At 44.6% G+C, this 23,287-nt stretch carries 20 protein-coding genes; 18 read left to right on the forward strand and 2 right to left on the reverse strand.

Annotation, left to right across the window (positions count from 1 at the left end; all coding sequences use genetic code 11):
- Nucleotides 1–54: 54 nt before the first annotated feature.
- From DXN04_RS02660 to DXN04_RS02685, 6 genes are all read left to right on the forward strand, one after another.
- On the forward strand, nucleotides 55–927 hold the full coding sequence (locus DXN04_RS02660) for a YegJ family protein (RefSeq protein ID WP_116851749.1): 873 nt from the start codon (nucleotides 55–57) through the stop codon (nucleotides 925–927).
- A gap of 15 nt (nucleotides 928–942) precedes the next feature.
- Nucleotides 943–2,019, forward strand: a complete 1,077-nt coding sequence (locus DXN04_RS02665) for a Gfo/Idh/MocA family protein (protein WP_116851750.1) — start codon at nucleotides 943–945, stop codon at nucleotides 2,017–2,019.
- A gap of 118 nt (nucleotides 2,020–2,137) precedes the next feature.
- Nucleotides 2,138–4,753: a glycosyl hydrolase gene (locus DXN04_RS02670; protein ID WP_116851751.1), complete on the forward strand. Its 2,616-nt coding sequence runs from the start codon at nucleotides 2,138–2,140 to the stop codon at nucleotides 4,751–4,753.
- Nucleotides 4,754–4,887: 134 nt separating this feature from the next.
- The gene (locus DXN04_RS02675; protein ID WP_116851752.1) at nucleotides 4,888–5,370 is read left to right on the forward strand and encodes a hypothetical protein; all 483 of its coding nucleotides are present in this window, start codon (nucleotides 4,888–4,890) and stop codon (nucleotides 5,368–5,370) included.
- Entirely contained in the window at nucleotides 5,367–6,119 is a 753-nt protein-coding gene (locus DXN04_RS02680) for an N-acetylmuramoyl-L-alanine amidase (RefSeq protein WP_116851753.1), read from the forward strand. The genes DXN04_RS02675 and DXN04_RS02680 overlap by 4 nt, the downstream gene beginning before the upstream one ends.
- 25 nt (nucleotides 6,120–6,144) lie before the next feature.
- Nucleotides 6,145–8,721 (forward strand): hypothetical protein, encoded by a 2,577-nt coding sequence (locus tag DXN04_RS02685; protein ID WP_116851754.1) that lies wholly within the window; start codon nucleotides 6,145–6,147, stop codon nucleotides 8,719–8,721.
- Here DXN04_RS02685 and DXN04_RS02690 read toward each other — a convergent pair.
- Nucleotides 8,718–10,271 (reverse strand): hypothetical protein, encoded by a 1,554-nt coding sequence (locus DXN04_RS02690; protein ID WP_116851755.1) that lies wholly within the window; start codon nucleotides 10,269–10,271, stop codon nucleotides 8,718–8,720. The genes DXN04_RS02685 and DXN04_RS02690 overlap by 4 nt on opposite strands.
- Before the next feature lie 241 nt (nucleotides 10,272–10,512).
- On the opposite strand from DXN04_RS02690, the gene leuC reads away from it, so the two are divergent.
- From leuC to DXN04_RS02715, 5 genes are read left to right on the forward strand one after another with little or no spacing between them, the layout of a single operon-like run.
- Nucleotides 10,513–11,910 (forward strand): 3-isopropylmalate dehydratase large subunit, encoded by a 1,398-nt coding sequence (gene leuC / locus DXN04_RS02695; protein WP_116852410.1) that lies wholly within the window; start codon nucleotides 10,513–10,515, stop codon nucleotides 11,908–11,910.
- Nucleotides 11,911–11,920: 10 nt separating this feature from the next.
- The gene (locus DXN04_RS02700; protein WP_116851756.1) at nucleotides 11,921–12,679 is read left to right on the forward strand and encodes a methyltransferase domain-containing protein; all 759 of its coding nucleotides are present in this window, start codon (nucleotides 11,921–11,923) and stop codon (nucleotides 12,677–12,679) included.
- 48 nt (nucleotides 12,680–12,727) lie between these two features.
- Complete coding sequence (gene leuD / locus DXN04_RS02705) at nucleotides 12,728–13,327, forward strand: 3-isopropylmalate dehydratase small subunit (RefSeq protein ID WP_116851757.1); 600 nt, start codon at nucleotides 12,728–12,730, stop codon at nucleotides 13,325–13,327.
- A 29-nt stretch (nucleotides 13,328–13,356) separates the two neighbouring features.
- Nucleotides 13,357–14,436 (forward strand): 3-isopropylmalate dehydrogenase, encoded by a 1,080-nt coding sequence (leuB, locus tag DXN04_RS02710; RefSeq protein WP_116851758.1) that lies wholly within the window; start codon nucleotides 13,357–13,359, stop codon nucleotides 14,434–14,436.
- 31 nt (nucleotides 14,437–14,467) lie between these two features.
- Nucleotides 14,468–15,979: a 2-isopropylmalate synthase gene (locus DXN04_RS02715; RefSeq protein WP_116851759.1), complete on the forward strand. Its 1,512-nt coding sequence runs from the start codon at nucleotides 14,468–14,470 to the stop codon at nucleotides 15,977–15,979.
- An 88-nt stretch (nucleotides 15,980–16,067) separates the two neighbouring features.
- On the opposite strand, the gene DXN04_RS02720 is transcribed toward DXN04_RS02715, so the two are convergent.
- Nucleotides 16,068–16,685: a M15 family metallopeptidase gene (locus tag DXN04_RS02720; protein ID WP_158568821.1), complete on the reverse strand. Its 618-nt coding sequence runs from the start codon at nucleotides 16,683–16,685 to the stop codon at nucleotides 16,068–16,070.
- Nucleotides 16,686–16,800: 115 nt separating this feature from the next.
- Here DXN04_RS02720 and DXN04_RS02725 point away from each other — a divergent pair, with 115 nt between their 5' ends.
- The 7 genes from DXN04_RS02725 to fucP all read left to right on the forward strand — a co-directional run bounded on the left by DXN04_RS02725 (nucleotide 16,801) and on the right by fucP (nucleotide 22,731).
- Complete coding sequence (locus tag DXN04_RS02725; protein WP_199414972.1) at nucleotides 16,801–17,583, forward strand: SDR family NAD(P)-dependent oxidoreductase; 783 nt, start codon at nucleotides 16,801–16,803, stop codon at nucleotides 17,581–17,583.
- An 89-nt stretch (nucleotides 17,584–17,672) separates the two neighbouring features.
- Nucleotides 17,673–18,416 (forward strand): hypothetical protein, encoded by a 744-nt coding sequence (locus DXN04_RS02730; RefSeq protein ID WP_116851761.1) that lies wholly within the window; start codon nucleotides 17,673–17,675, stop codon nucleotides 18,414–18,416.
- Nucleotides 18,417–18,450: 34 nt separating this feature from the next.
- Nucleotides 18,451–19,302, forward strand: coding sequence for a fumarylacetoacetate hydrolase family protein (locus tag DXN04_RS02735; RefSeq protein ID WP_116851762.1), 852 nt, complete (start codon nucleotides 18,451–18,453; stop codon nucleotides 19,300–19,302).
- A 114-nt stretch (nucleotides 19,303–19,416) separates the two neighbouring features.
- Complete coding sequence (locus DXN04_RS02740) at nucleotides 19,417–19,746, forward strand: L-rhamnose mutarotase (protein WP_116851763.1); 330 nt, start codon at nucleotides 19,417–19,419, stop codon at nucleotides 19,744–19,746.
- 51 nt (nucleotides 19,747–19,797) lie between these two features.
- Nucleotides 19,798–20,625 carry an amidohydrolase family protein gene (locus tag DXN04_RS02745; RefSeq protein WP_116851764.1) on the forward strand — a complete coding sequence of 276 codons (828 nt, stop codon included), beginning with the start codon at nucleotides 19,798–19,800 and terminating at the stop codon, nucleotides 20,623–20,625.
- A gap of 45 nt (nucleotides 20,626–20,670) precedes the next feature.
- On the forward strand, nucleotides 20,671–21,453 hold the full coding sequence (locus tag DXN04_RS02750) for an L-fucose dehydrogenase (RefSeq protein WP_116851765.1): 783 nt from the start codon (nucleotides 20,671–20,673) through the stop codon (nucleotides 21,451–21,453).
- A gap of 30 nt (nucleotides 21,454–21,483) precedes the next feature.
- The gene (gene fucP / locus DXN04_RS02755; RefSeq protein WP_116851766.1) at nucleotides 21,484–22,731 is read left to right on the forward strand and encodes an L-fucose:H+ symporter permease; all 1,248 of its coding nucleotides are present in this window, start codon (nucleotides 21,484–21,486) and stop codon (nucleotides 22,729–22,731) included.
- Nucleotides 22,732–23,287: the final 556 nt, after the last annotated feature.

Raw genomic sequence — 23,287 nt, forward strand, 5'->3', positions numbered from 1 at the left:
CTGGTTCGTAAACCTGGGAGACCGATCAACCACTGTCTTTAATTGAGATTATCCATGGGCTTATTTTCAAGACTCTTTAGGAAGCGCAGCGAACTTGCTTCCAATGAACAACTACCTGTAGTACACATCCCTGATTCTGATGAGCGTATGAACTGGGCCATTGAAAAAGCCAGGGCTACGGTGCATCATTTCCAGGACAGCCTGTCAGAACCAACGCCTGAACAGCAATACTTCTCTGTAAAAGTACTGATTGATGACGGCACCAACCGGGAGCATATCTGGCTGACCACACCTAGCTTTGACGACGAAGGCAACCTGTATGGGGAAGTAGGCAATAAGCCGGTTTATGTCAATTCTGTAAACATTAATCAACGAATAGGTATCGATCCCCAATTTATAACTGACTGGATGATTATAGAAAACGGTCGCCTGATAGGCGGGTATACGATCCGTGCCATCCGCGAGGGATTGCCGGAACATGAGGTGGCTGATTTTGACAGGCAGGTAGGCTTATATATTGACGAAGGGGTCGACTATTTTGCGCATGATTTTACCACACCTGAAGGTGCTATTCTATGCCTGGAAGATGCCTATGACGAGCAGGATATTGAAAAAGCATTGTCCTGCAAAAATTTTAATGAAGAAGCAAAGCTGCTACTTAAGAAAATGAATGACAGGTTCAATAGCCCTGAAATAGTCGAGGCTACTGCCGAAGTACTCCGACTTTCTTTTATCAAAAACCTCGAAGAAAAAGGATTTCCTGTATTTCATAACCTCCTCAGGGCTTTTCCTGCCCGTACGAAAATCACAGAAAACTTATATCTCATTACAGAATATTGTATTTTCCCTGATGGTGGAAAAAGTCGCCAACAATTGTATACCTTCAGGGACGAGGATGGCTGGAAAGTGTTGAATGTAGCCGAGTAATAAACAAACATTTTTATGAAGCAGTTAATCCGATACAGTCTGTTATGTGTAGGACTGTTATCCACGTGTATGTCTACCGCCCAGCAGCTGCTCAATGTGGGCGTAGCAGGTCTCAGTCATGATCATGTGCACTTGCTCATGCATCAGTTTAAGGAAGGTAAGGTGCATATAGCCGGTATTGCCGAATCGGATACCGCGCTGGTAGCCAGGTACAAGAAGAGCTACCACCTGCCTGATTCTCTTTTTTATCCAAGTCTGAATGCCATGCTGGCAAAGGTGCATCCGGATGCTGTGCTGGGGTACAATCCTGTTGCAGAACATATCCTGGTAGTAGAAGCCTGTGCGCCCAAAGGTATTCCGGTAATGGTAGAAAAACCACTTGCCACTACGGTGGCGCAAGCCACGCGGATAGCAGCGCTGGCAGATAAGTACCACATACCTGTGCTCACCAACTACGAAACTACCTGGTATAGCACCAATCAGTATGTGTATGACCTGGTCAAAAAAGATGCTGTGGGGCCTGTAAGGAAAATGATCGTACATGACGGTCATGAGGGACCTATAGAAATCGGATGCAGCAAGGATTTTACGAACTGGCTCACAGATCCTGTTAAAAACGGGGGAGGGGCGATTGTTGATTTTGGTTGCTATGGTGCGAACCTGATGACCTGGCTCATGGATGGTAAGGCACCTGTTGCAGTGACAGCGGTAGCCCGGCATATCAAGCCATCGGTATATCCTAAGGTGGATGACGATGCTACTATATTACTTGAATATCCTGCTGCTACAGGCATCATCGAAGCCAGCTGGAACTGGCCTTTCAGCATCAAAGACTGGGAGGTGTTTGGTAAAAGCGGTTATCTGCATGCACTGAATGCAAATCAATTACAACAGAGGAAGAAGGATAATACAGAGGCACTCACCGTACCTGTGCCGGCTTATACGGACAACCTGACTTATCTGGCAGCGGTATTGAACGGCACCGTAAAACCGGGTAATGATCTTTCTTCGCTGAATAATAACCTGATTGTGGTAAAAATCCTGGAGGCAGCCAGAAAGTCTGCAAAGGAGGGAAAACGGATCACTCTATAAATAGGTTGTACCAAAAGTAAAATTTACAAAATTTAATGCAGGTCCCAGATGACAGGGTTTTCTTTATTGAATGCTACATACATCAAATTACTGTTGGTACAACCCCGGCCTCTAAGTTATGAAAAACTGCTACTTACTTCTAATACTGCTTTGCCAGTTTAGCTATGCACAACAAATAGATCCTGCTTTATTTGCTCATCCTCCCGCCAGCGCTGGTATCCGTTGCTGGTGGTGGTGGCTCAATGGCAATGTTACAAAGGAAAGCATTACGCTGGATCTGGAAGCTATGAAAGCCAAAGGATTGAGTGGTGCCTGTATTGTAGATGCAGGGGGGCAGGATCAGCGGGATAATGGGAATGTACCCGAAGGCCCCATGTTTGGGTCCCCTGCATGGGTGGCGTTATTTCAGCACGCAGTGCACGAAGCGCACAGGTTAGGACTGGAGTTAAGTATGAATATTCAGAGTGGCTGGAACTTGGGAGCACCGGATGTGACACCACAGGAATCGACAAAGCATATTACCTGGTCAGATACAATATTGGCGGGAAATAGCACCATCCAGGTGCAGTTGGCTACCCCTCCCCGGCGTGTAGGATTTTACAGGGATATTGCAGTACTGGCATTTCCCTGGAGAGATACTGCAGGTATTCATCCACTAAAAGACCTGCATAAGAAAGCGGCTTTTGAAGAAGCCGGTTTTTCCGCTGCAGATACCCGCTATTTATTAAAGAATGATGTAACTGGTAATGCGAATGCCAGGCACGGCGAAGTTCGTGATATCAGTCGCTATATGGATCATAACGGTCATTTGAAATGGAAAGCGCCTGCAGGCAAATGGGTGGTCATGCGTTTTGGTTATACCAACAATGGTGCGCACATTTCTACTGCAAGTGGCAAATGGCAGGGCCTTGTGATCGACTACATGAATGCCACTCATTTTGACAGGTATTGGAACTCCCATGTTAAACCGCTACTGGATAGTATTGGTGATGACGCAGGCACTACTTTACGTTATTTGCAGACGGACAGCTGGGAACTCGGAGGAATTAACTGGACTGAAAATTTCCGTAAAGAATTTCAGACCCGCAGAGGCTATGATCTGTTGCCTTACCTGCCTGTAGTAGCCGGAAAGATTATCGACAGTCCTGATTCCAGCAACCAGTTCCTGAATGATTTCAGGAAAACGATCGGAGACCTGGTAGCTGATTATCACTACAAGGTATTTAAAGAACATGCCGCAAAATATGGGATGGGTACAGGCCCTGAATGTTCCGGGCCGCACGTAGGCTTCTTTGATGGATTGAAAAACTATGGGCATAGTGATATTATGATGAGTGAATTCTGGTCACCTTCTGCTCACCGACCAGATCCGGATAGCCGTTTTTTTGTAAAACAGGCAGCAAGTGCAGCGCATATTTACAATAAAAAACTAGTAGGAGCCGAGGCATTTACCACCATAGGAAAACACTGGAACGATGTGATCTGGCGCGATATGAAAAGCTCTTTTGACCATGAAGTATGTGCTGGTCTGAACCTGGTATTCCTGCATACATTTACCTCCTCACCTGCATCCATGGGAGAACCGGGCCAGGAATATTTTGCAGGTACGCATTTTAACAGGCACATTACCTGGTGGCCCTTTGCTGAGGCATTCTTCAATTACATGGCCAGGGTTCAATACATGATGCAGCAGGGAAGATTTGTAGCAGATGTAGTTTATTATTATGGCGATCATGTACCGAACATTGCAAGGAATAAAGAAAGCGATCCTGCACATGTATTGCCTTATAACGACTATGATGTAATCAACGAAGAACAGCTGATGAAATTAGAACTGAAGAATGGAATGCTTGAATTACCCGGAGGTATGCGGTACAAAAAACTGGTGGTTCCTTCAGACTACAAATTGTCTGATGCAGTGCAGCAAAAAGTAAATTCATTACAAACAAATACAACTCTCACACCCGATTTTATTGGTAAAAACATTAACTGGATTCATCACCAGCAGGAGAATGTAGATTATTACTTTGTAAGTAACACCGCTGATACCGCCGTGAAATTGGATGTGAGTTTCAGGATCGCAGGCAGGCAACCGGAATGCTGGGATCCTGTAAGGGGAGAAGTTCGCCAAATTTCAACTTTCAGACAGCAGGAGGGTAGAACGGTCATCCCCCTGACTTTTGCGCCATATGGGTCTTATTTTGTTGTTTTTAGAAAGCCTGTTTCGGGCGATGGAAAAACAGGAACCAACAACTTTGTATTTATTCCCCTCGATACATTGCGAAATCCCTGGCAGGTGCAATTCAGGAATATGCCGGTCAAAACATTCACCAGGCTGGAAAGCTGGACCAACAATCAGGATTCCGCAGTGAAGTATTATTCAGGTGCTGCAACTTACCAACAGTCATTTGACTGGAATGGTAAAACAACTGATTCTTTATACCTCGATCTGGGAAAAATTGAAGACGTAGGTATTGCTAAGATCAATTTAAATGGAACAGATCTAGGCATTGTATGGACACCTCCATTCAGGGTACCTGTATCATTGAAAAAGGGGAAGAATGATCTGCAGATCACTGTCATTAACAGCTGGCGAAACCGGCTTGTCGGAGACCGGGGGCTAACCGATGCCCAGCGCGTGACACACACTAATATCTTTATCCGACCAGAATGGAATTTATTGCCTTCCGGTTTGCTAGGTCCGGTGCAGATCGGCCGCCTGGCTGAGCAATAGCGCAATTCATTAATTATTTTTTAAACAACACTCCACCATATTTGTTATATTTGACTTATTAGAAAAAAGCACAAGCCCCAAAACTCGATATACCAGAAAGATATTGTAAAACCACAACCCCAAAATTGAATGTTATGTCCATCACAGACATCATCTACACCGTAATTGCCGGTGGTCTCCTTGGTGCATTAGGCCAGGGAATACGAATTGCCGTAGGACTGAAAAAACTAAGTGATTCCAACGCACAGCAGGTAGCAACAGGTAATACGCCTGAGAAAATGGATACAGGCCGCCTCTGGGTAAGTATCTTCATCGGCTTTGTAGCTGGTGCCATTGGTATGATTATTAAAGGTGCCTCACTCAAAACCGCAGATGGTTACCAGACAGAAGCTATTGTAACTATTATTGCTATCGGCTACGCAGGCGCGGATTTCATTGAAGGTTTCTTCCAGACATACCTTAGCAAAGTAAAAGCTGCCGCCCCGGTCACCATCACTGCCACACCACCGGTGACTGTCTCAGTTGAACAAACAACATCTGCACCTGTCTCTGTAGACGAAGAACCAGAGCTGGTTGCAGATGAATACACCCCACAACATAATAATGCATTAGGATGAGTATCGTAACAAAATTTAGCCCCAACTTCACCGCAGGAAGAAAGAATTATACCCCATTTGCCATCGTTATCCACATCATGGATGGCACTCTCACCGGCACTGACAGCTGGTTTAGCAATCCTGCATCCAAAGTATCAGCCCACTACGGCGTAGGCCAGCAGGGCGAAGTGCATCAATACGTGAAGGAAACAGACAGTGCCTGGCATGCAGGCCGTGTGTACACACCTTCATGGTCGCTGATCAAAACTTCTAATGGTCAGTACATCAATCCAAATTATTACACCATCGGTATCGAACACGAAGGTAAAGGTGATACACCATGGTCTGATGCCATGTATGCCGCCAGCGCAGCCCTGATCCGAGATATTGCTGATCGCTGGCATATTCCGCTGGATAGGCAACATGTAATCGGACATCATGAAATTTATGGTGCTAAAACCTGTCCGGGTACAAAAGTAGATCTCAATAAACTGATCGCACTGGCCAATGGTAACCATACTACTCCCGTAAATAATGACGACGATGGCGACATCCCACAAAAAGTAAAAGTAACAGGTAAAGTCACTTCCCGGTCCAGACTCAATATCCGCTCTGCTCCGGATACCCATAAAGCTCCTGTCAATATCGTGGAACCAGGCATCCAGCTTGCATATGATGGGTATGTGAACAACGGTGAAAAGATCAATAACAACAGTAAATGGTACTACACTGAAGAAGGAAGCTGGTTCTGGAGTGGAGGTGTAAAGTAACCTGTTCAACCCCAAAAAAATAGTTATGGAAAAACTGTTAGACTTGTTAAAGTCTTTCGCAGGCTTTTTGTTTTATCATTACAAAGGATTGTATAATGAACTGAACAAAGCCCGGAATCATGTGCCCCTGCGGTATATGATTAGCGACTTTGTAAGTGTGCTCCGCAGCTGTGGTATGTTCGTCACCCTGCATATTGTAGCCTTACTGGTATTTACCGTATTGCCACAGGGCAGGGATGTATTGCTGATAGTCGTGGAAGAAATTGCCGTCCAGCATCATGTAGGTAATCTGCTTTGGTTGCTGGGCGGTGCTTTTATATGGAGTGTGGTATCGGAATATGGAAGCAGGTATGCCATCTATGTAACAGACCACTCCGGCAAAAGCCTCTCTGACGAAAGAGTACAATGGCGAAAAGCTGTGCAGAAAACCATTGCGCAGACTTCCCTGCTCATGCCTTATTTCATCCTGCTCTTAGGTTTCGTCATCAATTACATCGGTGAAAATACACTCACTGCCAATCAGCGCAACTGGGGCTTTGGCATCCCAATGGGTTGCATGCTGTTGTTAGTGAACCTGGTAGCAAGAGCCTATTTCCTGGATGATAAAAAAGAAGGTCCGGATGAGATCATTATGGATCCAAAATCAGGTGAACTGGTGTCTAAAAAGCCATCGGGAATAATGTCTTTCATGCGCCTGCCCAAACAGGAAATGGAATGGTGCAATAAGCTGATCGGCATTTATAATGACTATGTGTTTCAGTTGCGCAAGCCATCTAATTTCTCTGACAATATCAACGGGCGGTATGAAGATTTTACGGAGCAGTTTTTAAATCTGTCGCGGGCAGAGCAAAGCGAATTTCTGAAGGACCCGGGTAAAATGCCCCCTGAGACTATTGTACCCGCTTCGTTTGTACCATTTCCTACAGGTCTGATACAGGATGATAAACCAGATTCGATGTACAGATGGATCTACCGGATTCCATTGAAGTTTTATAAGCAACTACATCTTCAATTGAAGATTATCGCGCTCACCAGTCTCAGTATTTTCTTCATCGTAAGTGTACTGCCTATCCGGTATTATGAAAAGATTGGAGCTCCCGGTCTTGTCATCTTTGCATTTGCCTGCTGGATCGGTATTTATATCGGTTTGCTGTACGTGGATTATGCCTTGTTGCGAAGGAAACCTTTCTCATTGCGCATTACTTTGGTAGTCGTATTGATCTTTTCATCACTGCTGAATAATGATCATCCAGTACGCTATGACAGCGAAAGTAATTATGACCGCAGGCCATTGATGTCCTCACATTTTGATAATTGGTTTGAGCAATATAAAGCTGAAGGTGATCACCGGTATTTCTTTAGTTGGGTAAGAGATACAGCAGGACGGCCCATTCCTAAATATCCTGTGGTGTTTGTGTGTGCAGAAGGGGGCGCTTTAAGAACGGGGGCCTTTACTTCACTGATGCTGAGTTTTCTGCAGGAAAGCCTGGCGAATGCGCAGGATTCTGTTTATAAAAAATTACATCCTGACACTTTAAAAGGGGCCGATATTATTCAGCCGGTGGTGAGTCATCCCTTCAACTTCAAGCGTGCGATTTATGCTTATTCAGGTGTCTCCGGCGGAAGCCTGGGTATTGCATTTTTTAATGCCATGGCTTACCTCACACCAGATAGTTTACACAAAGTAGATTCGCTGACGAATATGACGGATCTGTTTTTCCAGCAGGACTATCTTTCTCCTGTAATTGGAAAGATGTTTTATGGTGATCTGATCAATCTGTTTTTACCATTCCAAATACCTGTTTTTGACAGGGCGGCAGCATTGGAAAAAGGCTGGGAGAGTGGCTATAGAAGAGTCGTAACCCCCGATGCGAGTAATATCTTTTCCGATAATTTCCAGAAATTATATTCCTCCAGAAACACATTGCCTGCCTTATTTATTAACACTACAGAAGTAGAAACAGGACTGCAATGCTGGATGACGAATGTTCGGCCTGACAGTACGATGCTCTTATCACAGCGAAGAGATCTTTTTAATAAAAAAATACGCGGAGGTATCCGTTACAGTACGGTCGTAAATTTCAGTACACGTTTCCCACTGTTCTCTCCCGGCGGAAATTTAAAGCAGGATGATGAGACCAAATACCACTATGTAGATGGTGGATATGTGGAAAACACTGGCACTGCTACCATGCTGGAAATATTGCAGACATTGAAATTAAAATCCAAAGCATTCAGAAATGGCGAAGTAGTGCCATTTGTATTTGTGCTCAACTTCAGTGATTCGAGAGAGGCGGATACCAAGAACCTGAGTTTTGGTAATGAGCTGAGTGAAATCCTGGCAGGTATTTACGATACCCGTGCGGGGCGCTCAGCGATGGCGATGGATGAGTTGCGTCATTATACAGAGGATGAACTGCATGGAAAAGTCATTCAGCTTTGTATTGGGAAGTCAGGTAGCCAGGTGCCATTGAACTGGGTATTATCCACAAATAGTCTGAATAACCTGAAGATGGATATCAAAGATAAATGGGAACACCGTGAGTTCAATGACCTGCGTAACCTTTATATCCTGAGTAAGGATGTGAAGTGGGATTATTAAATTCTTTTTTCTCTCTTTACAAATTTCCTTCTGATCACGTCCTGTACAGGGATACCTTCGATCTTGCTCTCCAGCCAGGAGATGATATCCAGGTACAGGAATGATCTTCTTTCGTAAGGGTTCTGCGATAGCTGTACAAGTTTCTCTTTCAGGTTAGCAAATGCACTTTTCAATGCCTTCGGATTCGCATAAATATTCTTACGAAGGAACTTTAATATTTCTTCCATCATTTGCCCAAGGTCTTTGTTCTTGGCAATGAAGTGATATACTGACTTAATCAGGTATTCTACGAGACTATAATTCTCCAGTTCATAGTGAGCAATGAGGTGCAGGATGCGTGCAAAACACTGTATATCTGCCCGGAGATTGCCAATACGCAGGTGAATGATTTTATTCAGGTATACAATCGCCTTGTTGTTATCTCCACTTCCAAAGTACAGACAGGCGATCTTATAATAAAAGAGTAAAACCCTGTGCTGGTCTACCTTGAGCTGGTGTTCAGCAATCTCCGCTTCCAGCTGGGGGATGATCACCAGTCCTTCACTGAATGTTCCTTCCAGAAAATATCTGTTAATCCGTGCCGTATACAGATACACAAATGCTGTGGTTTTGGTATTCTCATTGAAGGTTTCATTGTTGTCCGCAATGAATGTTTCCAATGTACCCAGATCACGGATAAACTTCACATGGTTACTGGTATAGAACTGTGCTGTGAGCAGGTTGTGCATGGCCTTGATGTACAGTTCTACGTCCGTCTTCTGCAGGGATGGATACAGGGTAAAGAGGTCTACCCATTTACGTGTATACCGGTAAAACATCACAAAGTCCTGCAGGATATAGTAATACCAGCTATAGGCCTGGTAAAGATGGATCTTTTCGTAAAAACTCATATCCTGGTGACAATTGGCAGGCAGTTCTTTTTCGAAGAACAATTTGACCATATTGGCATCCCGCTCATCCCGGGCATGGCCCAGTTTGAGGTAGAGTCCGTACATGCGGAGGGAGAGGGTAGAAAGTTTGCTGATATTGCTCAGTTTCTGCTCTATCACCCGGCTTTCTTCGCTCAGTTCATCGGCCCTGTTTTCCAGGCTGCGGGTAATATGCCTGCTTTCTATAAGTTTCTCAAATTCAATGATTTCGTAACTTAGCATTACTTCTTCCTGCTCTATGGCCATAGCTTTGGCTTTAGAAAGAAGCTTCAGGCTCTGGTTATAAAGTCCTTTGCTGTAGAGTACGCGGGCGTAATCCAGTTGTTCCCGCAGGTCTATCAGTGGGTCTTTTTGTTTGTAGAGCAGGCGGAGTGTGGTCAGCAACTGCTTGTACAGGTGAGCTTTCACGTTGCTCAGCTGTTGCTTTTTGATAGCGGGTATTTTCTTCAGGATCTGTTCTTCATCGTATTCTTTCAGTTTGTCCAGTGTGTTAAAAAGCTGAATGAATAAAACGTCTTCCTTAGAGTTATTTTTGTTAAAAGCAAGCTGGAAATTCCGTTTTTCTGCTTTGGTGAGCGTTTTTATCAGTATAAAGAGCGCATCATGCTGACTGTTGGACATCGTTTATAATATGTTATAATTGACTGACAATCAAACCACTAGTTCTCGTCAGGCTATGTTATATATCGTAATTAAAGCAAATTTAGCTATATGGTAATTAAGGTTTGCTATTAGATTTGAAGTTACAAACAAACAGGGAAGCACAAAATTAATGATTTCGCCTGGCTTGCACGAAGTAAAGTATGATACAAAATTTTATGTAACAAATTTGTGCAACAGGCTCATAAAAAGTAATTACGGAATGGGAAAAACATTAGTTGACAAGATCTGGGACAATCATATCGTGGTAAGCAAGCCTGGATTTCCGGATGTAGTGTACATCAACACACATTTTATCCACGAAGTTACCAGTCCACAGGCATTTGACGGATTGCGCAAAAGGGGCATTCCGGTATTCCGTACCGGCAAGACCCGTGCTACTGCGGACCACAACGTACCTACCATGGATCAGCACCTGCCTATCAAGGAAGCGCTGAGCCGTAAGCAGGTAGAAATGCTGACACAGAACACAGCAGAGTTTGGCGTAGAACTGTACGGTCTGGGCCATCCTTACCAGGGTATTGTTCACGTAATCGGCCCCGAGCTGGGTATCACCCTGCCAGGTATGACCATTGTGTGTGGTGATAGCCATACCAGCACTCACGGTGCCTTTGGTGCTATCGCTTTCGGTATTGGTACTTCCGAAGTGGAAATGGTGCTGGCAACCCAGTGTCTGCTCCAATACCGTCCAAAACGAATGAAAATTGAGGTAAATGGTCAGCTGAAAAAAGGAGTGGTATCCAAGGATATCATCCTGTACATCATCTCCAAAATCTCTGCATCCGGTGCTACCGGCTACTTTGTGGAGTTTGCCGGTGAGGCGATCCGCAGCCTGAGCATGGAAGCCCGTATGACCATCTGTAACATGAGTATCGAGATGGGGGCACGTGGAGGTTTGATTGCTCCTGACCAGACTACTTTCGACTATATCAAGGGCCGCGAGTTTGCGCCAAAAGGTGCAGACTGGGATAAAGCCCTGGCTTATTGGCAGACACTGTACTCCGATGCTGATGCTGAGTTTGACTCCGTTATCACCTTCGATGCTGCAGATATCGAACCAATGATCACTTACGGTACCAACCCGGGTATGGGTATTGGTGTAACCCAGCACATTCCATCCCTGGAACAGCTGGATGAGAAAGAAAAACCTTCCTTCAAAAAATCGCTGGATTATATGGGCCTCGAGGCTGGCAGCGGGCTGCTGGGCAAAAAGGTGGACTATGTATTCATCGGTAGCTGTACCAACAGCCGCATCGAAGACCTGCGTATGGTGGCTGAATTTGTAAAAGGTAAGCATAAGGCAGATGATGTAGTGGTTTGGATCGTACCAGGTTCCAAACAGGTAGAAGCGCAGGCGAAGAAAGAAGGTATCGACAAGGTATTTGAAGCTGCCGGTTTCCAGCTGCGTGAACCAGGGTGTTCTGCATGTCTGGGTATGAACGAAGATAAAGTTCCTGCCGGCATGTATTGCATCTCTACCTCCAACCGCAACTTTGAAGGCCGTCAGGGCCCCAATGCCCGCACCTTCCTGGCCAGCCCACTGTCAGCAGCAGCTGCAGCGATCACTGGTAAAGTAACAGATGTAAGAGAACTCGTATAAAAGTATTATCATGGCCTGGAACGCGGATTTATATAAAGAGAAGCACGCTTTTGTATTCAACTATGGCAACAGCGTAGTAGAATGGCTGCAGCCCAAAGCAGGGGAGAGCATTCTCGACCTGGGTTGTGGTACAGGCGAACTCACTGCTCAGATTGCTGAGAGTGGGGCTAAGGTAAAAGGGATAGATGCATCCGCCAGTATGATTGCCAGTGCAAAAAGTCATTTTCCGGCTATTGATTTTGAAGTAGCAGATGGTACTACTTTTTCCCTGAACCAGACTTTCGATGCGGTATTTTCCAATGCAACCCTGCACTGGATCCGCCAGAAAGAAAAAGTGTTGGACAGGATCTGGCATCACCTGAAGCCCGGTGGCAGACTGGTATTGGAGATGGGAGGAAAAGGCAATGTAGGCGATATTACAGGTGCACTGAGTAAAGCGATGGAAGAAAAGGGATATGAATTTAAACCTTTTTGGTATTTTCCATCCCCCGGTGAATATACTTCCCTGCTGGAAGAATATGGTTTCCGGGTAAACCAGCTGAACTACTTTGACCGTGAAACTGAGCTGGCTGATCCGGAGAATGGGATCGTAGAATGGCTGCAGATGTTTGGGGCACACTACCTCGAAGCAATACCTGAAGCAGACAGACTGCCTATTCTTAAAACAGCACAGGAAAGCCTGCGTGCCACCAACTTCCGCGATGGCAAATGGTATACTAAGTATGTAAGGTTGCGCGTGAAAGCAGAGAAAATTGCAGACGCACAATAATTTGTAAAACACGTAAATTTAAAGTCCTCTTTACGGAGGCGAAATATAATGAGTAAGAATTTTCAACAGTTGGAATCTACAGCAGTTCCTATTCCAATCGAAAACATTGATACTGACCAGATCATTCCGGCGCGCTTCCTGAAAGCGACTACCCGTGACGGTTTCGGGGAAAATCTGTTTCGCGACTGGCGCTTTGATGGCGACAACAAACCCAAAGCAGACTTCGTACTGAACAATCCTACTTACAGTGGGCAGGTACTGGTAGCTGGTAAGAACTTTGGTTGTGGTTCCAGCCGTGAGCACGCTGCATGGGCGATTGCTGACTATGGTTTCAAAGTAGTGATCAGCAGTTTCTTTGCTGATATCTTTAAGAACAATGCACTGAACAACTTCATCCTGCCAATCCAGGTAACTGATGCATTCCTCGACAAGATCTTCTCCGCAATAGAAAAGGATGCTAATGCGAAACTGGCTGTAGACCTGGAAAAACAGACCCTGAAGATCGTATCTACAGGTGAAGAAACCTCCTTCGACATCAATCCATACAAGAAAGCATGCCTGATTAATGGCTATGATGATATTGACTACCTGTTAAGCCTGCGTAAGGATATTGAAGCTTACGAAGCCACCCGGGAGTTTAATTTTTAACTTTTCGCTTTAACTCAACTAAACATTAAATGGGCGTAGACAAAAAAATACTGGTAATTCCGGGTGATGGTATCGGACAAGAAGTGACTACCTGGGGAAGGAAAGTGCTGGAAACAATAGCAACTAACTACAAGCACAACTTTACGTTTGAAGAAGGCATCATGGGACACGTAGCTATCGAAGCTACCGGCAACCCCCTGCCAGATGAAACACTGGATAAAGCACGCAAGAGTGATGCTATCCTTTTTGGCGCTATCGGACATGCCAAATATGACAATGATCCTACGCTGAAGGTACGTCCAGAACAGGGTTTACTGAAGATCCGTAAGGAACTGGGATTGTATGCAAACCTGCGTCCTATTAAGTTGTTTGATGAGCTGCTGGAAGCTTCCAGCATCAAGCCTGAAATCCTGCGTGGAGCAGATATCCTGTTCTTCCGCGAGCTGACCGGTGATGTTTACTTTGGTGAAAAGAAACGTACAGAAGACCGCAACACTGCTTCTGACCTGATGATCTATCATAAGTATGAAGTAGAACGCATTGCCCGCAAAGCATTTGAAGCAGCGCGCACCCGTCGTAAAAAACTGTGCTCTGTGGATAAAGCGAATGTACTGGAAGCAAGCCGTCTGTGGCGCGAAGTAGTACAGGCACTGGAAAAAGAATATACTGATGTAGAGGTAGAACATATGTTCATCGATAACGCTGCTATGCAATTGGTGAAGGATCCTAAGCGTTTCGACGTAGTGGTAACCGGCAACCTGTTTGGCGATATCCTGACAGATGAAGCTTCCCAGATCGCTGGTTCTATGGGTATGCTGGCTTCTGCTTCTGTAGGTGACAGCGTTGGCTTCTATGAGCCTATCCATGGTTCTGCACATGACATTGCAGGTAAAGGTATTGCCAACCCGCTGGCTTCTATCCTGTCTGCAGCATTGATGCTGGACATTTCTTTTGGTCTGAAAAATGAGTCTCTGCGTGTGATTAAGGCAGTGGAAGCTACCTTGAAACAAGGCTTCCGTACAATGGATATTGCTAACAAGCATACAGAAAACCATCTGGTGATGGGTACTGATGCGATGGGTGCCAAAGTACTGGAAAACTTAAGCTAATTTTTAAAAAACAATAACAAATCAACATAAGATGAGCGATAAAAATCGTGTATACGTCTTCGATACTACTCTCCGCGATGGTGAACAGGTGCCAGGCTGTCAGCTGACCACAGTTGAAAAGATCACTATAGCCAAGGAGCTGGAAGCGCTGGGAGTAGATGTTATTGAAGCCGGTTTCCCAATATCGAGCCCCGGCGATTTCCAGAGCGTAGTAGAAATATCGAAAGCTGTGAGTGAGCCGGTGATCTGTGCACTGACCCGTGCGAACACTATGGATATTGATGCTGCTGCCGAAGCCCTGCGTTTTGCAAAGCGTAAGCGTATTCATACAGGTATCGGTTCTTCCGATATGCACATTAAATATAAATTCAACAGTACCCGCGAAGAGATCCTGAAGCGTGCTGCTGATGCAGTAAAATATGCACGTAAATTCGTTGACGATGTAGAATTTTATGCAGAAGATGCAGGTCGTGCAGACAATGCATACCTCGCGCAGATGATCGAAGCGGTGATCGCTGCAGGTGCGACTGTTGTAAACATTCCTGATACGAATGGTTATTGTCTGCCTGACCAGTATGGCGCGAAGATCAAGTACCTGATGGATCATGTGTCAAACATTGATAAAGCAATTATCTCTGTACATTGTCACAATGACCTGGGTATGGCTACTGCCAACTCAATCGCAGGTGTGATCAACGGTGCACGCCAGGTAGAATGTACGATCAATGGTATTGGTGAGCGTGCAGGTAATACTTCCCTGGAAGAAGTAGCCATGATCCTGAAAACACACCATGCGCTGGGGTATCATACAGGCATTCAGTCTAAGAAACTGTATCATCTGAGCAACATGGTTGAAACTATGATGCGTATGCCGGTGCAGCCGAATAAGGCGATCATTGGCCGCAATGCATTTGCACATAGTTCCGGTATCCACCAGGATGGTGTGCTGAAGCATCGTGAAAACTATGAGATCCTGAATCCGGAGGATGTAGGTATCGAGTCCAATGCTATTATCCTGACTGCACGTAGTGGCCGTCATGCCCTGAAGCACCACCTGGAGCGCCTGGGTTATAAGCTGGATAAAGTAAATCTGGATGAGGTGTATCAGCGCTTCCTCGTCATGGCAGACAGCAAGAAAGAGATTTCTGATGCAGATCTGCTGGAACTGATGGGGAATGGCAATGATCAGAATTATACAGATGATAAGGCGATTAAGGTGACCTTGTTGCAGGTAGTATGTGGCGATCCGCTGCGCCCTATGGCGACAGTGAAGCTGAAGATCAATGGTGAGGAGAAGGAAGCCAGTTCTGCTGGTAATGGTCCGGTAGATGCGGCTATCAATGCGATCCATGAGATCATCAAAGATCAGATAGATATTGATGAGTTTAATATTCAGTCAATGAGAGGGGGTAGTAAGGATGTGAGTAAGGTAAATATGAGGGTGAAACATAATGGTCAGAGCTACTATGGATATGGTACTTCGACTGATATTGTGAATGCTTCTATGCATGCTTATGTGGATGCGCTGAATAAAATATACTAAACCCGTTTGCAAGTTTCTACGCTCAGCTCTGCTGAGCGTAGAAACTTGCAGGGCCAAAAACTATAAAAGGTTTGCGAAAGCAAACCTTTTATAGTTTTTGGAATTGTATATTCATAATTGGATATTCCTGTCCATCTTTTAAATAAAAATGCCACCATTCTGTAGTTAGATTTACAAACCCATGTTTTTCCATTACATCTCTGAGTAACTTCCGGTTGTTGGCTACCAAACTATCCTGCACCGGATACGCCTGATGTGCCTTTTCGGTAAAGTCATCGAAATCCGTCGGCATTGCCAAAGGCTTCCCTGTCTTCAGGTCACACAATGTAAGATCCACTGCTATCCCCCTGTTATGCCCCGACCCTTTGGCCGGATTCGCCGCATACCTTTCATCCGGTACTATCTCCCACATCTTTTCTGTGACACTAAATGGCCTGTACCCGTCATATACCAACAATCCTAATCCCCGCTGCTCCAACTCCTCCTGGACTTCTTTCAGCGCCTTTGCCGCTGGCAATTTCAAATAAGCAGCAGCTTTTGAATACAATACCTGGTGAGTAAAATTATTGGAAGTTGCATACCGGATATCCAGCCTGATATGTGGAATATACTTCGTGAGGTCAACTAACTGGTAAGGATTGCTTTGCCCTATAGCAAAATGGTACCATAAAATGAAGAAAATAGCAATAGTGTAATTGATTTTCAACCTTAATTTATTTAAAAAATTTAAAATATGGTAATAAAGTATAGAATACTGCTAAAAAAAGATAGATTTTCCCTTGTTAAAAAGGCTATTTTAGAACCCTTAAATTAAGGAAATTATGAACCTGTTTAGATTAGATAATAAAGTGGCAGTCATCACGGGTGGCGGAAGCGGAATTGGTCAGGCTATTGCAAAGGTATTTGGTGCCCAGGGTGCCAGTGTTCACATCATAGAGCTGAATGAAGACGGTGGTCGTCAGACAGCTGCAGACATCACTGCCGAAGGCGGTAAAGCTGCTGTATATGGCTGCAATGTAGCCAGGCAGTCGGAGGTAGTCGCCGTGATGGAAAAGATCACTGCTGCCGCAGGCCGCATCGACATCCTGGTAAACTGCGCCGGCATTGCTCACGTAGGCCGGCTGGACACCACTTCAGAAGAAGATTTGGACAGGGTATATAATGTGAATGTGAAAGGTACTTACAACTGTATGTACGCCGTAATCGGTCAGATGAAAGCTCAAAAGAGTGGTGTGATCCTCAACATCGCTTCCATTGCTTCCAGCGTAGGGATCCCTGACAGGTTCGCCTATTCTATGAGTAAGGGTGCTGTACTTACAATGACCCTTTCCGTGGCAAAAGATTTTATTAAGGACGGCATCCGGTGTAACTGCGTGTCTCCTGCACGTGTGCACACACCATTTGTAGACGGATTTATCGCTAAAAATTACCCTGGTAAAGAAGCTGAAATGTTTGAGAAACTCTCTCAGACACAACCAATTGGACGCATGGCCAGGCCGGTTGAAGTAGGTACCCTGGCATTATACCTGTGCTCAGACGAAGCAGGCTTTATTACCGGCTGTGATTATCCTTTGGATGGTGGATTTATAAAGCTTAATAATTAATTATAAGTAAAGAATTATGAAATAAGGCAAAAGGTATCTTATATTCGTAAATTCTAATTTGTAATTAATCAACCACAATTCCATTATTCATGAAATCTATTTGGTCAGTTATCATACCAGCCACAATCTTAATGTACGCTTGTGGCGGTAACGGTACTAAGGCTGGCGGTGACCAGCAGGGGTCAGACACATCAGCTGCGTTTCAACCAGCTACACCATCGGGTACGGTAGCAGTAGCTTTCCCGGCAGATGCGGATACGACTCGTATCTCTATCCATTTCGAAGCAGATGGACAGTCTTCAGACAAAACGTTTGAACTGCCACTGGCAAGAGACGTGGCCGAACAGGACCTGTATCGTGCCGTATGGGACAAGCCTAACAGCGTATATATTGGTGTGCTGAAGAGTGACCATAGCACCAGGTATTACCATGCCAGCGTTGACAACGGCACTGCAAAGATCAATCAGGTAGGTACTCCTCCTGAAGCAATCTGGCATTATGCTGAAGAAAAAGCTGGTTTGGGTACCATCAGCCTGGATATGAAAGCAGTTGATTCTTACGAGCAACAGTTACAATCCGGTACAATCATCGCTGACCTGATCGTGAAAAAACTGCCTGTTTCTACTCCTGATTCTGTAAAGATCTATGCAGAATACGGTGGTGCAAACAAAACTATTGGAATGGTAGTACCGGCAGAAGCAACTACAGGTATCGTGCATTCAGCATCTCATCCGGAGCAGGCGTTTCTGGTGCAGATTATGAACAAAAAGTACACGAACCTTGTGGAAATCAAAGTGGAAAATGGTCACCTGAAGATCAATACACTGAGATAAGTGTTTATAATAAAAAACAAAGTACAATTAACATATGAAACTGATACGATTTGGAGCACCGGGAGCTGAGAAGCCGGGAGTGGTAACCGAAGCCGGCATGTTTGATGTAAGCGCATTCGGTGAAGATTTTGGGGAGCAATTTCTGGCTACAGATGGCTTGAACCGTCTGGCTGCATGGTGGGCACAAAATGAAAAAAATTGTCCTTCCGTGCCTGCAGGTACCCGTCTGGGAAGTCCCATTACAAGGCCTTCCAAGATCATTTGCATTGGTCTGAACTACGCTGACCACGCAAAGGAAACCGGAGCAGCAATTCCTCAGGAACCAATCGTATTTTTCAAAAGTACCACAGCGCTGGTAGGCCCGAATGATGATGTAATCATTCCCCGCAACAGCGTAAAGACTGACTGGGAAGTGGAACTGGCAGTAGTAATTGGCAAAAAGGCCAGCTATGTGGAAGAGAAAGATGCGCTGGAATATATAGCAGGTTATGCGCTGCACAATGACTATAGCGAGCGTGAGTTCCAGCTGGAACGTGGCGGTCAGTGGGTAAAAGGTAAGAGCAACGATACCTTTGCACCGCTGGGCCCATGGCTGGTAACCAAAGAGGAAATTAAAGATATAGATAACCTGCGCCTGTGGTTAACGCTGAATGGTAAAACCATGCAGGATGGTACTACAGCCAACCTGATCTTTAAAATCCCGTTCCTTGTATCTTACCTGAGTCAGTTTATGACCCTGCTGCCAGGCGATGTTATCTCAACAGGTACACCTGCAGGCGTAGGTTTGGGAATGAAACCAAATGTATATGTTAAAGCTGGAGATGTGATTGAACTGGGCATTGACGGTCTGGGTACATCCAAACAAACAGCTGTTGCTTTCAAATAAGAATGCTGTAAGACATTTTAATGCGGTCAGACTGCTTTTGCCGTCTGACCGCTAAATTTTCCACTTACTGTATTTCTGACAATTATTCCCTTTAAACTTGTAATTTGCCAGGATATGAAAAGGCACTGTCTTGCGTTAGATTTGAAAAATGACCCGGTTTTGATCGCTGAGTACGAAGCGTATCACAAGGAGATATGGCCGGAGATCAAAAAGAGTATTTTAGACAGCGGTATTGTGAATATGGAAATATACCGTATCATGGACCGCCTGTTCATGATTATGGAAGTAGATGACAGCTTTTCATTCGAAAAGAAAAATGCTGCAGATGCTGCTAACCCCAAAGTACAGGAATGGGAAGCACTGATGTGGAAATACCAGCAGGCATTACCAGTGGCTAAGCCTGGAGAAAAATGGATATTTATGGAGAAGATCTTTGCATTGTAAGAAGAGACTACTACGATAGCGCATTTAGTTAGGAAGCAAACGTTATGAAAAATGATCATAGACGCTCACCAGCATTTTTGGCAATATCATCCTGTTAAGGATGCCTGGATCACTGATGATATGAAAGTGATTCAACAGGATTTTTTGCCGCAACACCTGCAACCGGTTTTGGCGCAAAACAATGTAGATGGCTGTGTCGCTGTACAGGCAGACCAGTCAGAAGTAGAAACTGATTTCCTGTTAGGTCTTGCTGCCAGACATGATTTTATTAAAGGCATTGTGGGTTGGATAGATCTGCGTGATGCAGATCTTGAATACAGGCTGGCACATTACAGCCAGTTTCCTGTGTTAAAGGGTTTCAGGCATATCGTTCAGGGCGAGCCTGATCCTGCATTTATAATCAGGGAAGACTTTTGCAGGGGCATACACCTCCTGTCCAAATATAACTTTACTTACGACATTCTGGTCTACCCGGTGCAATTGCCGGCTGTAGCTACGTTTGTACAGCGATTCCCGGATCACAGGCTGGTAATTGATCATCTGGCCAAACCTTATATCAAGACCGGGAATATTGACAACTGGGCAAAACAAATGCGGGCCATCGCGCAGCATCCGCATGTATATTGTAAACTCAGTGGTATGGTCACTGAAGCTGACTGGAACAACTGGGAACCGGCTCATTTTGCACCATTCCTGGATGTATGCCTGGAAGCATTCGGACCTGACCGACTACTATTTGGCTCCGACTGGCCTGTATGCCAGGTAGCAGGTAGTTATACACAGGTAAAAGGGATTGTGACTGATTATATCAGTCATTTATCAGCGGCAGAGCAGGCGAAGATAATGGGTGGAAATGCGATCGCATTTTATGGGCTCTGATACTAAACACACAACATTATTCAAAACAATATTTAAATCGTTCACATGGATCTGGGATTAAAGGATAAAGTATTTATTGTTACCGGTGGTGCAAAAGGAATAGGCGAAGCCATCTCCAAACTGATAGCAGCTGAAGGCGGTATTGCTGTAGTGGCTGGGAGAAATGCAGCTGATAATGATAAAACTGTAGCTGAGATCAAAGCTACCGGTGGCAAAGCTTTTGGCATAGCCGCTGAGTTGGGTAAAGTGGAAGATTGCAAAAAAGTAATTGACCTGGTAGTGGCAGAATATGGCCGCATCGATGGTCTTGTAAACAACGCCGGCGTGAATGACGGTGTTGGCCTGGAAAACGGCAGCCCTGAAAAATTCATGGCTTCTCTCCAAAAGAACCTTTCCCACTATTATAATCTCGCGCATTACGCGCTGCCTTACCTGAAAACAACTAAAGGCAGCATTTTAAATATCGGTTCTAAAGTAGCTGAAACCGGCCAGGGTAATACCAGTGGTTACGCTGCATCCAAAGGTGGGATCAATGCACTGACCCGTGAGTGGGCGGTAGAATTGCTGCCTTACAGCATCCGTGTAAATACGGTCATCCCTGCAGAAGTATGGACCCCACTTTATGCAAACTGGATCAATTCCTTACCTGATCCAAAGGAGAAACTGGCTGCTATCGTATCTAAAATTCCATTAGAGAAGAGAATGACCACCTCCGAAGAAATCGCTAATATGACGGTATTTTTATTGTCCGGCGTGTCGTCTCATACTACCGGCCAGATCATCTATGTCGATGGTGGTTATACCCACCTGGACAGATCTGTGAGCTAGTCTATTTTCTAATTTATTAAAATTTCCACAATGGCCGGAGCCGCAATGCCCTCTTCCACAGTTAAGGCAAACATCGATTCGAATAAGAGTTACCTGTTCCCGTTTATACTTGTAACAAGCCTGTTCTTTTTATGGGGATTTGCTTATGGGTTGCTCGACATTTTAAATAAGCATTTTCAGGATGTACTGGAAGTGACGAAAAGGAGGTCCACCCTCCTGCAGTTTGCTTATTTTGGCGCTTACTTCCTGATGGCGTTGCCGGCGGGTTTCTTCATGAATAAGTTTGGCTACAAGAAAGGTATCCTGCTGGGATTAGTGTTGTATGCCATAGGCGCGTTCCTGTTTTATCCTGCTGCGGGTGCACTTAGTTTCAACGGTTTTCTGGCGGCATTGTTTATCCTTGCCTGCGGACTGGCCTGTCTTGAAACTGCCGCAAACCCTTATGTAACCATATTAGGCAAAAGCGAAACTTCCGAGTTCCGTTTGAATTTGTCTCAGTGTTTTAATGGTGCTGGATCCTCATTAGGTGCTTACATCGGCGGACAGCTGTTCCTGGAAGATAAAACGGGTGTAGCGAATGCAGCAAAAGACCTGACGATTGTTCAGACGACTTATATTGTCATTGGTATCGTTGTGGTGCTGATTGCAATGTTTTTCTTCCGTACACCCTTGCCGGAGATCAGGGAAGATAAAGAACAAGGCAGCAATGCCGCTGCAAAGGTAAAACCATTATTCTCCCATTCTCATTTTGTATGGGGCATCATCACGCAGTTCTTTTATGTAGCTGCTCAGGTAGGAGTGGCTGCCTTATTCATTAACTATGTTACAGAATACTGGCATGGTACCACCAGCAAGCAGGCATCTTCATTGCTCGCAATAGGCCTGGGATTGTTCCTGGCCGGCAGATTTGTCGGTACGGCTATCATGCGGAAAATAAAGCCGAATAAGCTGCTGATGATCTACGCATTTATCAACATACTGCTTTGTATGCTGGTGATTGCCGGTCAGGGAGAGATCTCTGTATATGGTTTGATGGCTATTTTCTTCTTTATGTCTATTATGTTCCCTTCCATCTTTGCATTAGGTGTAAAAGATTTGGGTGTTCATACCAAGAGAGCTTCTTCGTTCCAAATCATGGCCATTGTGGGTGGTGCAATTGTACCTTATGTAATGGGTACAGTAGCTGATTTACAGTCAACTGCCATGGCTTATGCAATACCGATGATCTGCTTCGCGGTGGTGTTCTATTTTGGTGGTTGGGGCTACAAACAACGATGATTCTTATCATAAAATCTGTAAAACGGGTGTCTCATGAATAAATGATGCACCCGTTTTGTCTTGTAAGTATCCGGGTAGTTGTATCTCCGGTCTTATCTGCTAAGGTAAAAGAACAATACATTTGCCCCAATTACCCCTTGTTATCGAAAGACTCTTTTGAAGAATGATGATAATCATTAATTTTTTACTGTAAAAGTTGTTTGAAAATTGTTTATTCCATTACATTCGCATTAGCTATTTTGTTGCAACTAGCACAATAGTTCGTAAATATTAATAAGTAACCCTTATCCCAGATTGATGTGATCCTTTTCTATACCGATGTTCAGATGCTGCCAGGAATTGGACGTTTACCCATTATTAACTTCGGAAAAATACATATTCATGATTGAGTAATTAATAGTATGTAAGATGATTCTTTGAATAGAATCGGAACAATAATAATCTTATGTGGATGTATTAATCCCAATTTCAAATGCTGTGTAATCTTAACCCGCAGCATTATCGATTGTTCATGTTCTTCTTTATCTACAAGCTGGGATTAGGTTCCGAATAGGAC

The sequence above is a fragment of the Chitinophaga silvisoli genome, from assembly GCF_003412465.1.
GTDB classification, from domain to species: Bacteria; Bacteroidota; Bacteroidia; order Chitinophagales; family Chitinophagaceae; genus Chitinophaga; species Chitinophaga silvisoli.

What these genes read in the sequence shown, in the direction of transcription:
- DXN04_RS02660 (WP_116851749.1), top strand. Translation starts at nt 55, where the DNA reads ATGGGCTTATTTTCAAGACTCTTTAGGAAGCGCAGCGAACTTGCTTCC.
- DXN04_RS02665 (WP_116851750.1), top strand. Translation starts at nt 943, where the DNA reads ATGAAGCAGTTAATCCGATACAGTCTGTTATGTGTAGGACTGTTATCC.
- DXN04_RS02670 (WP_116851751.1), top strand. Translation starts at nt 2,138, where the DNA reads ATGAAAAACTGCTACTTACTTCTAATACTGCTTTGCCAGTTTAGCTAT.
- DXN04_RS02675 (WP_116851752.1), top strand. Translation starts at nt 4,888, where the DNA reads ATGTCCATCACAGACATCATCTACACCGTAATTGCCGGTGGTCTCCTT.
- DXN04_RS02680 (WP_116851753.1), top strand. Translation starts at nt 5,367, where the DNA reads ATGAGTATCGTAACAAAATTTAGCCCCAACTTCACCGCAGGAAGAAAG.
- DXN04_RS02685 (WP_116851754.1), top strand. Translation starts at nt 6,145, where the DNA reads ATGGAAAAACTGTTAGACTTGTTAAAGTCTTTCGCAGGCTTTTTGTTT.
- DXN04_RS02690 (WP_116851755.1), bottom strand. Translation starts at nt 10,271, where the DNA reads ATGTCCAACAGTCAGCATGATGCGCTCTTTATACTGATAAAAACGCTC.
- leuC (WP_116852410.1), top strand. Translation starts at nt 10,513, where the DNA reads ATGGGAAAAACATTAGTTGACAAGATCTGGGACAATCATATCGTGGTA.
- DXN04_RS02700 (WP_116851756.1), top strand. Translation starts at nt 11,921, where the DNA reads ATGGCCTGGAACGCGGATTTATATAAAGAGAAGCACGCTTTTGTATTC.
- leuD (WP_116851757.1), top strand. Translation starts at nt 12,728, where the DNA reads ATGAGTAAGAATTTTCAACAGTTGGAATCTACAGCAGTTCCTATTCCA.
- leuB (WP_116851758.1), top strand. Translation starts at nt 13,357, where the DNA reads ATGGGCGTAGACAAAAAAATACTGGTAATTCCGGGTGATGGTATCGGA.
- DXN04_RS02715 (WP_116851759.1), top strand. Translation starts at nt 14,468, where the DNA reads ATGAGCGATAAAAATCGTGTATACGTCTTCGATACTACTCTCCGCGAT.
- DXN04_RS02725 (WP_199414972.1), top strand. Translation starts at nt 16,801, where the DNA reads ATGAACCTGTTTAGATTAGATAATAAAGTGGCAGTCATCACGGGTGGC.
- DXN04_RS02730 (WP_116851761.1), top strand. Translation starts at nt 17,673, where the DNA reads ATGAAATCTATTTGGTCAGTTATCATACCAGCCACAATCTTAATGTAC.
- DXN04_RS02735 (WP_116851762.1), top strand. Translation starts at nt 18,451, where the DNA reads ATGAAACTGATACGATTTGGAGCACCGGGAGCTGAGAAGCCGGGAGTG.
- DXN04_RS02740 (WP_116851763.1), top strand. Translation starts at nt 19,417, where the DNA reads ATGAAAAGGCACTGTCTTGCGTTAGATTTGAAAAATGACCCGGTTTTG.
- DXN04_RS02745 (WP_116851764.1), top strand. Translation starts at nt 19,798, where the DNA reads ATGATCATAGACGCTCACCAGCATTTTTGGCAATATCATCCTGTTAAG.
- DXN04_RS02750 (WP_116851765.1), top strand. Translation starts at nt 20,671, where the DNA reads ATGGATCTGGGATTAAAGGATAAAGTATTTATTGTTACCGGTGGTGCA.
- fucP (WP_116851766.1), top strand. Translation starts at nt 21,484, where the DNA reads ATGGCCGGAGCCGCAATGCCCTCTTCCACAGTTAAGGCAAACATCGAT.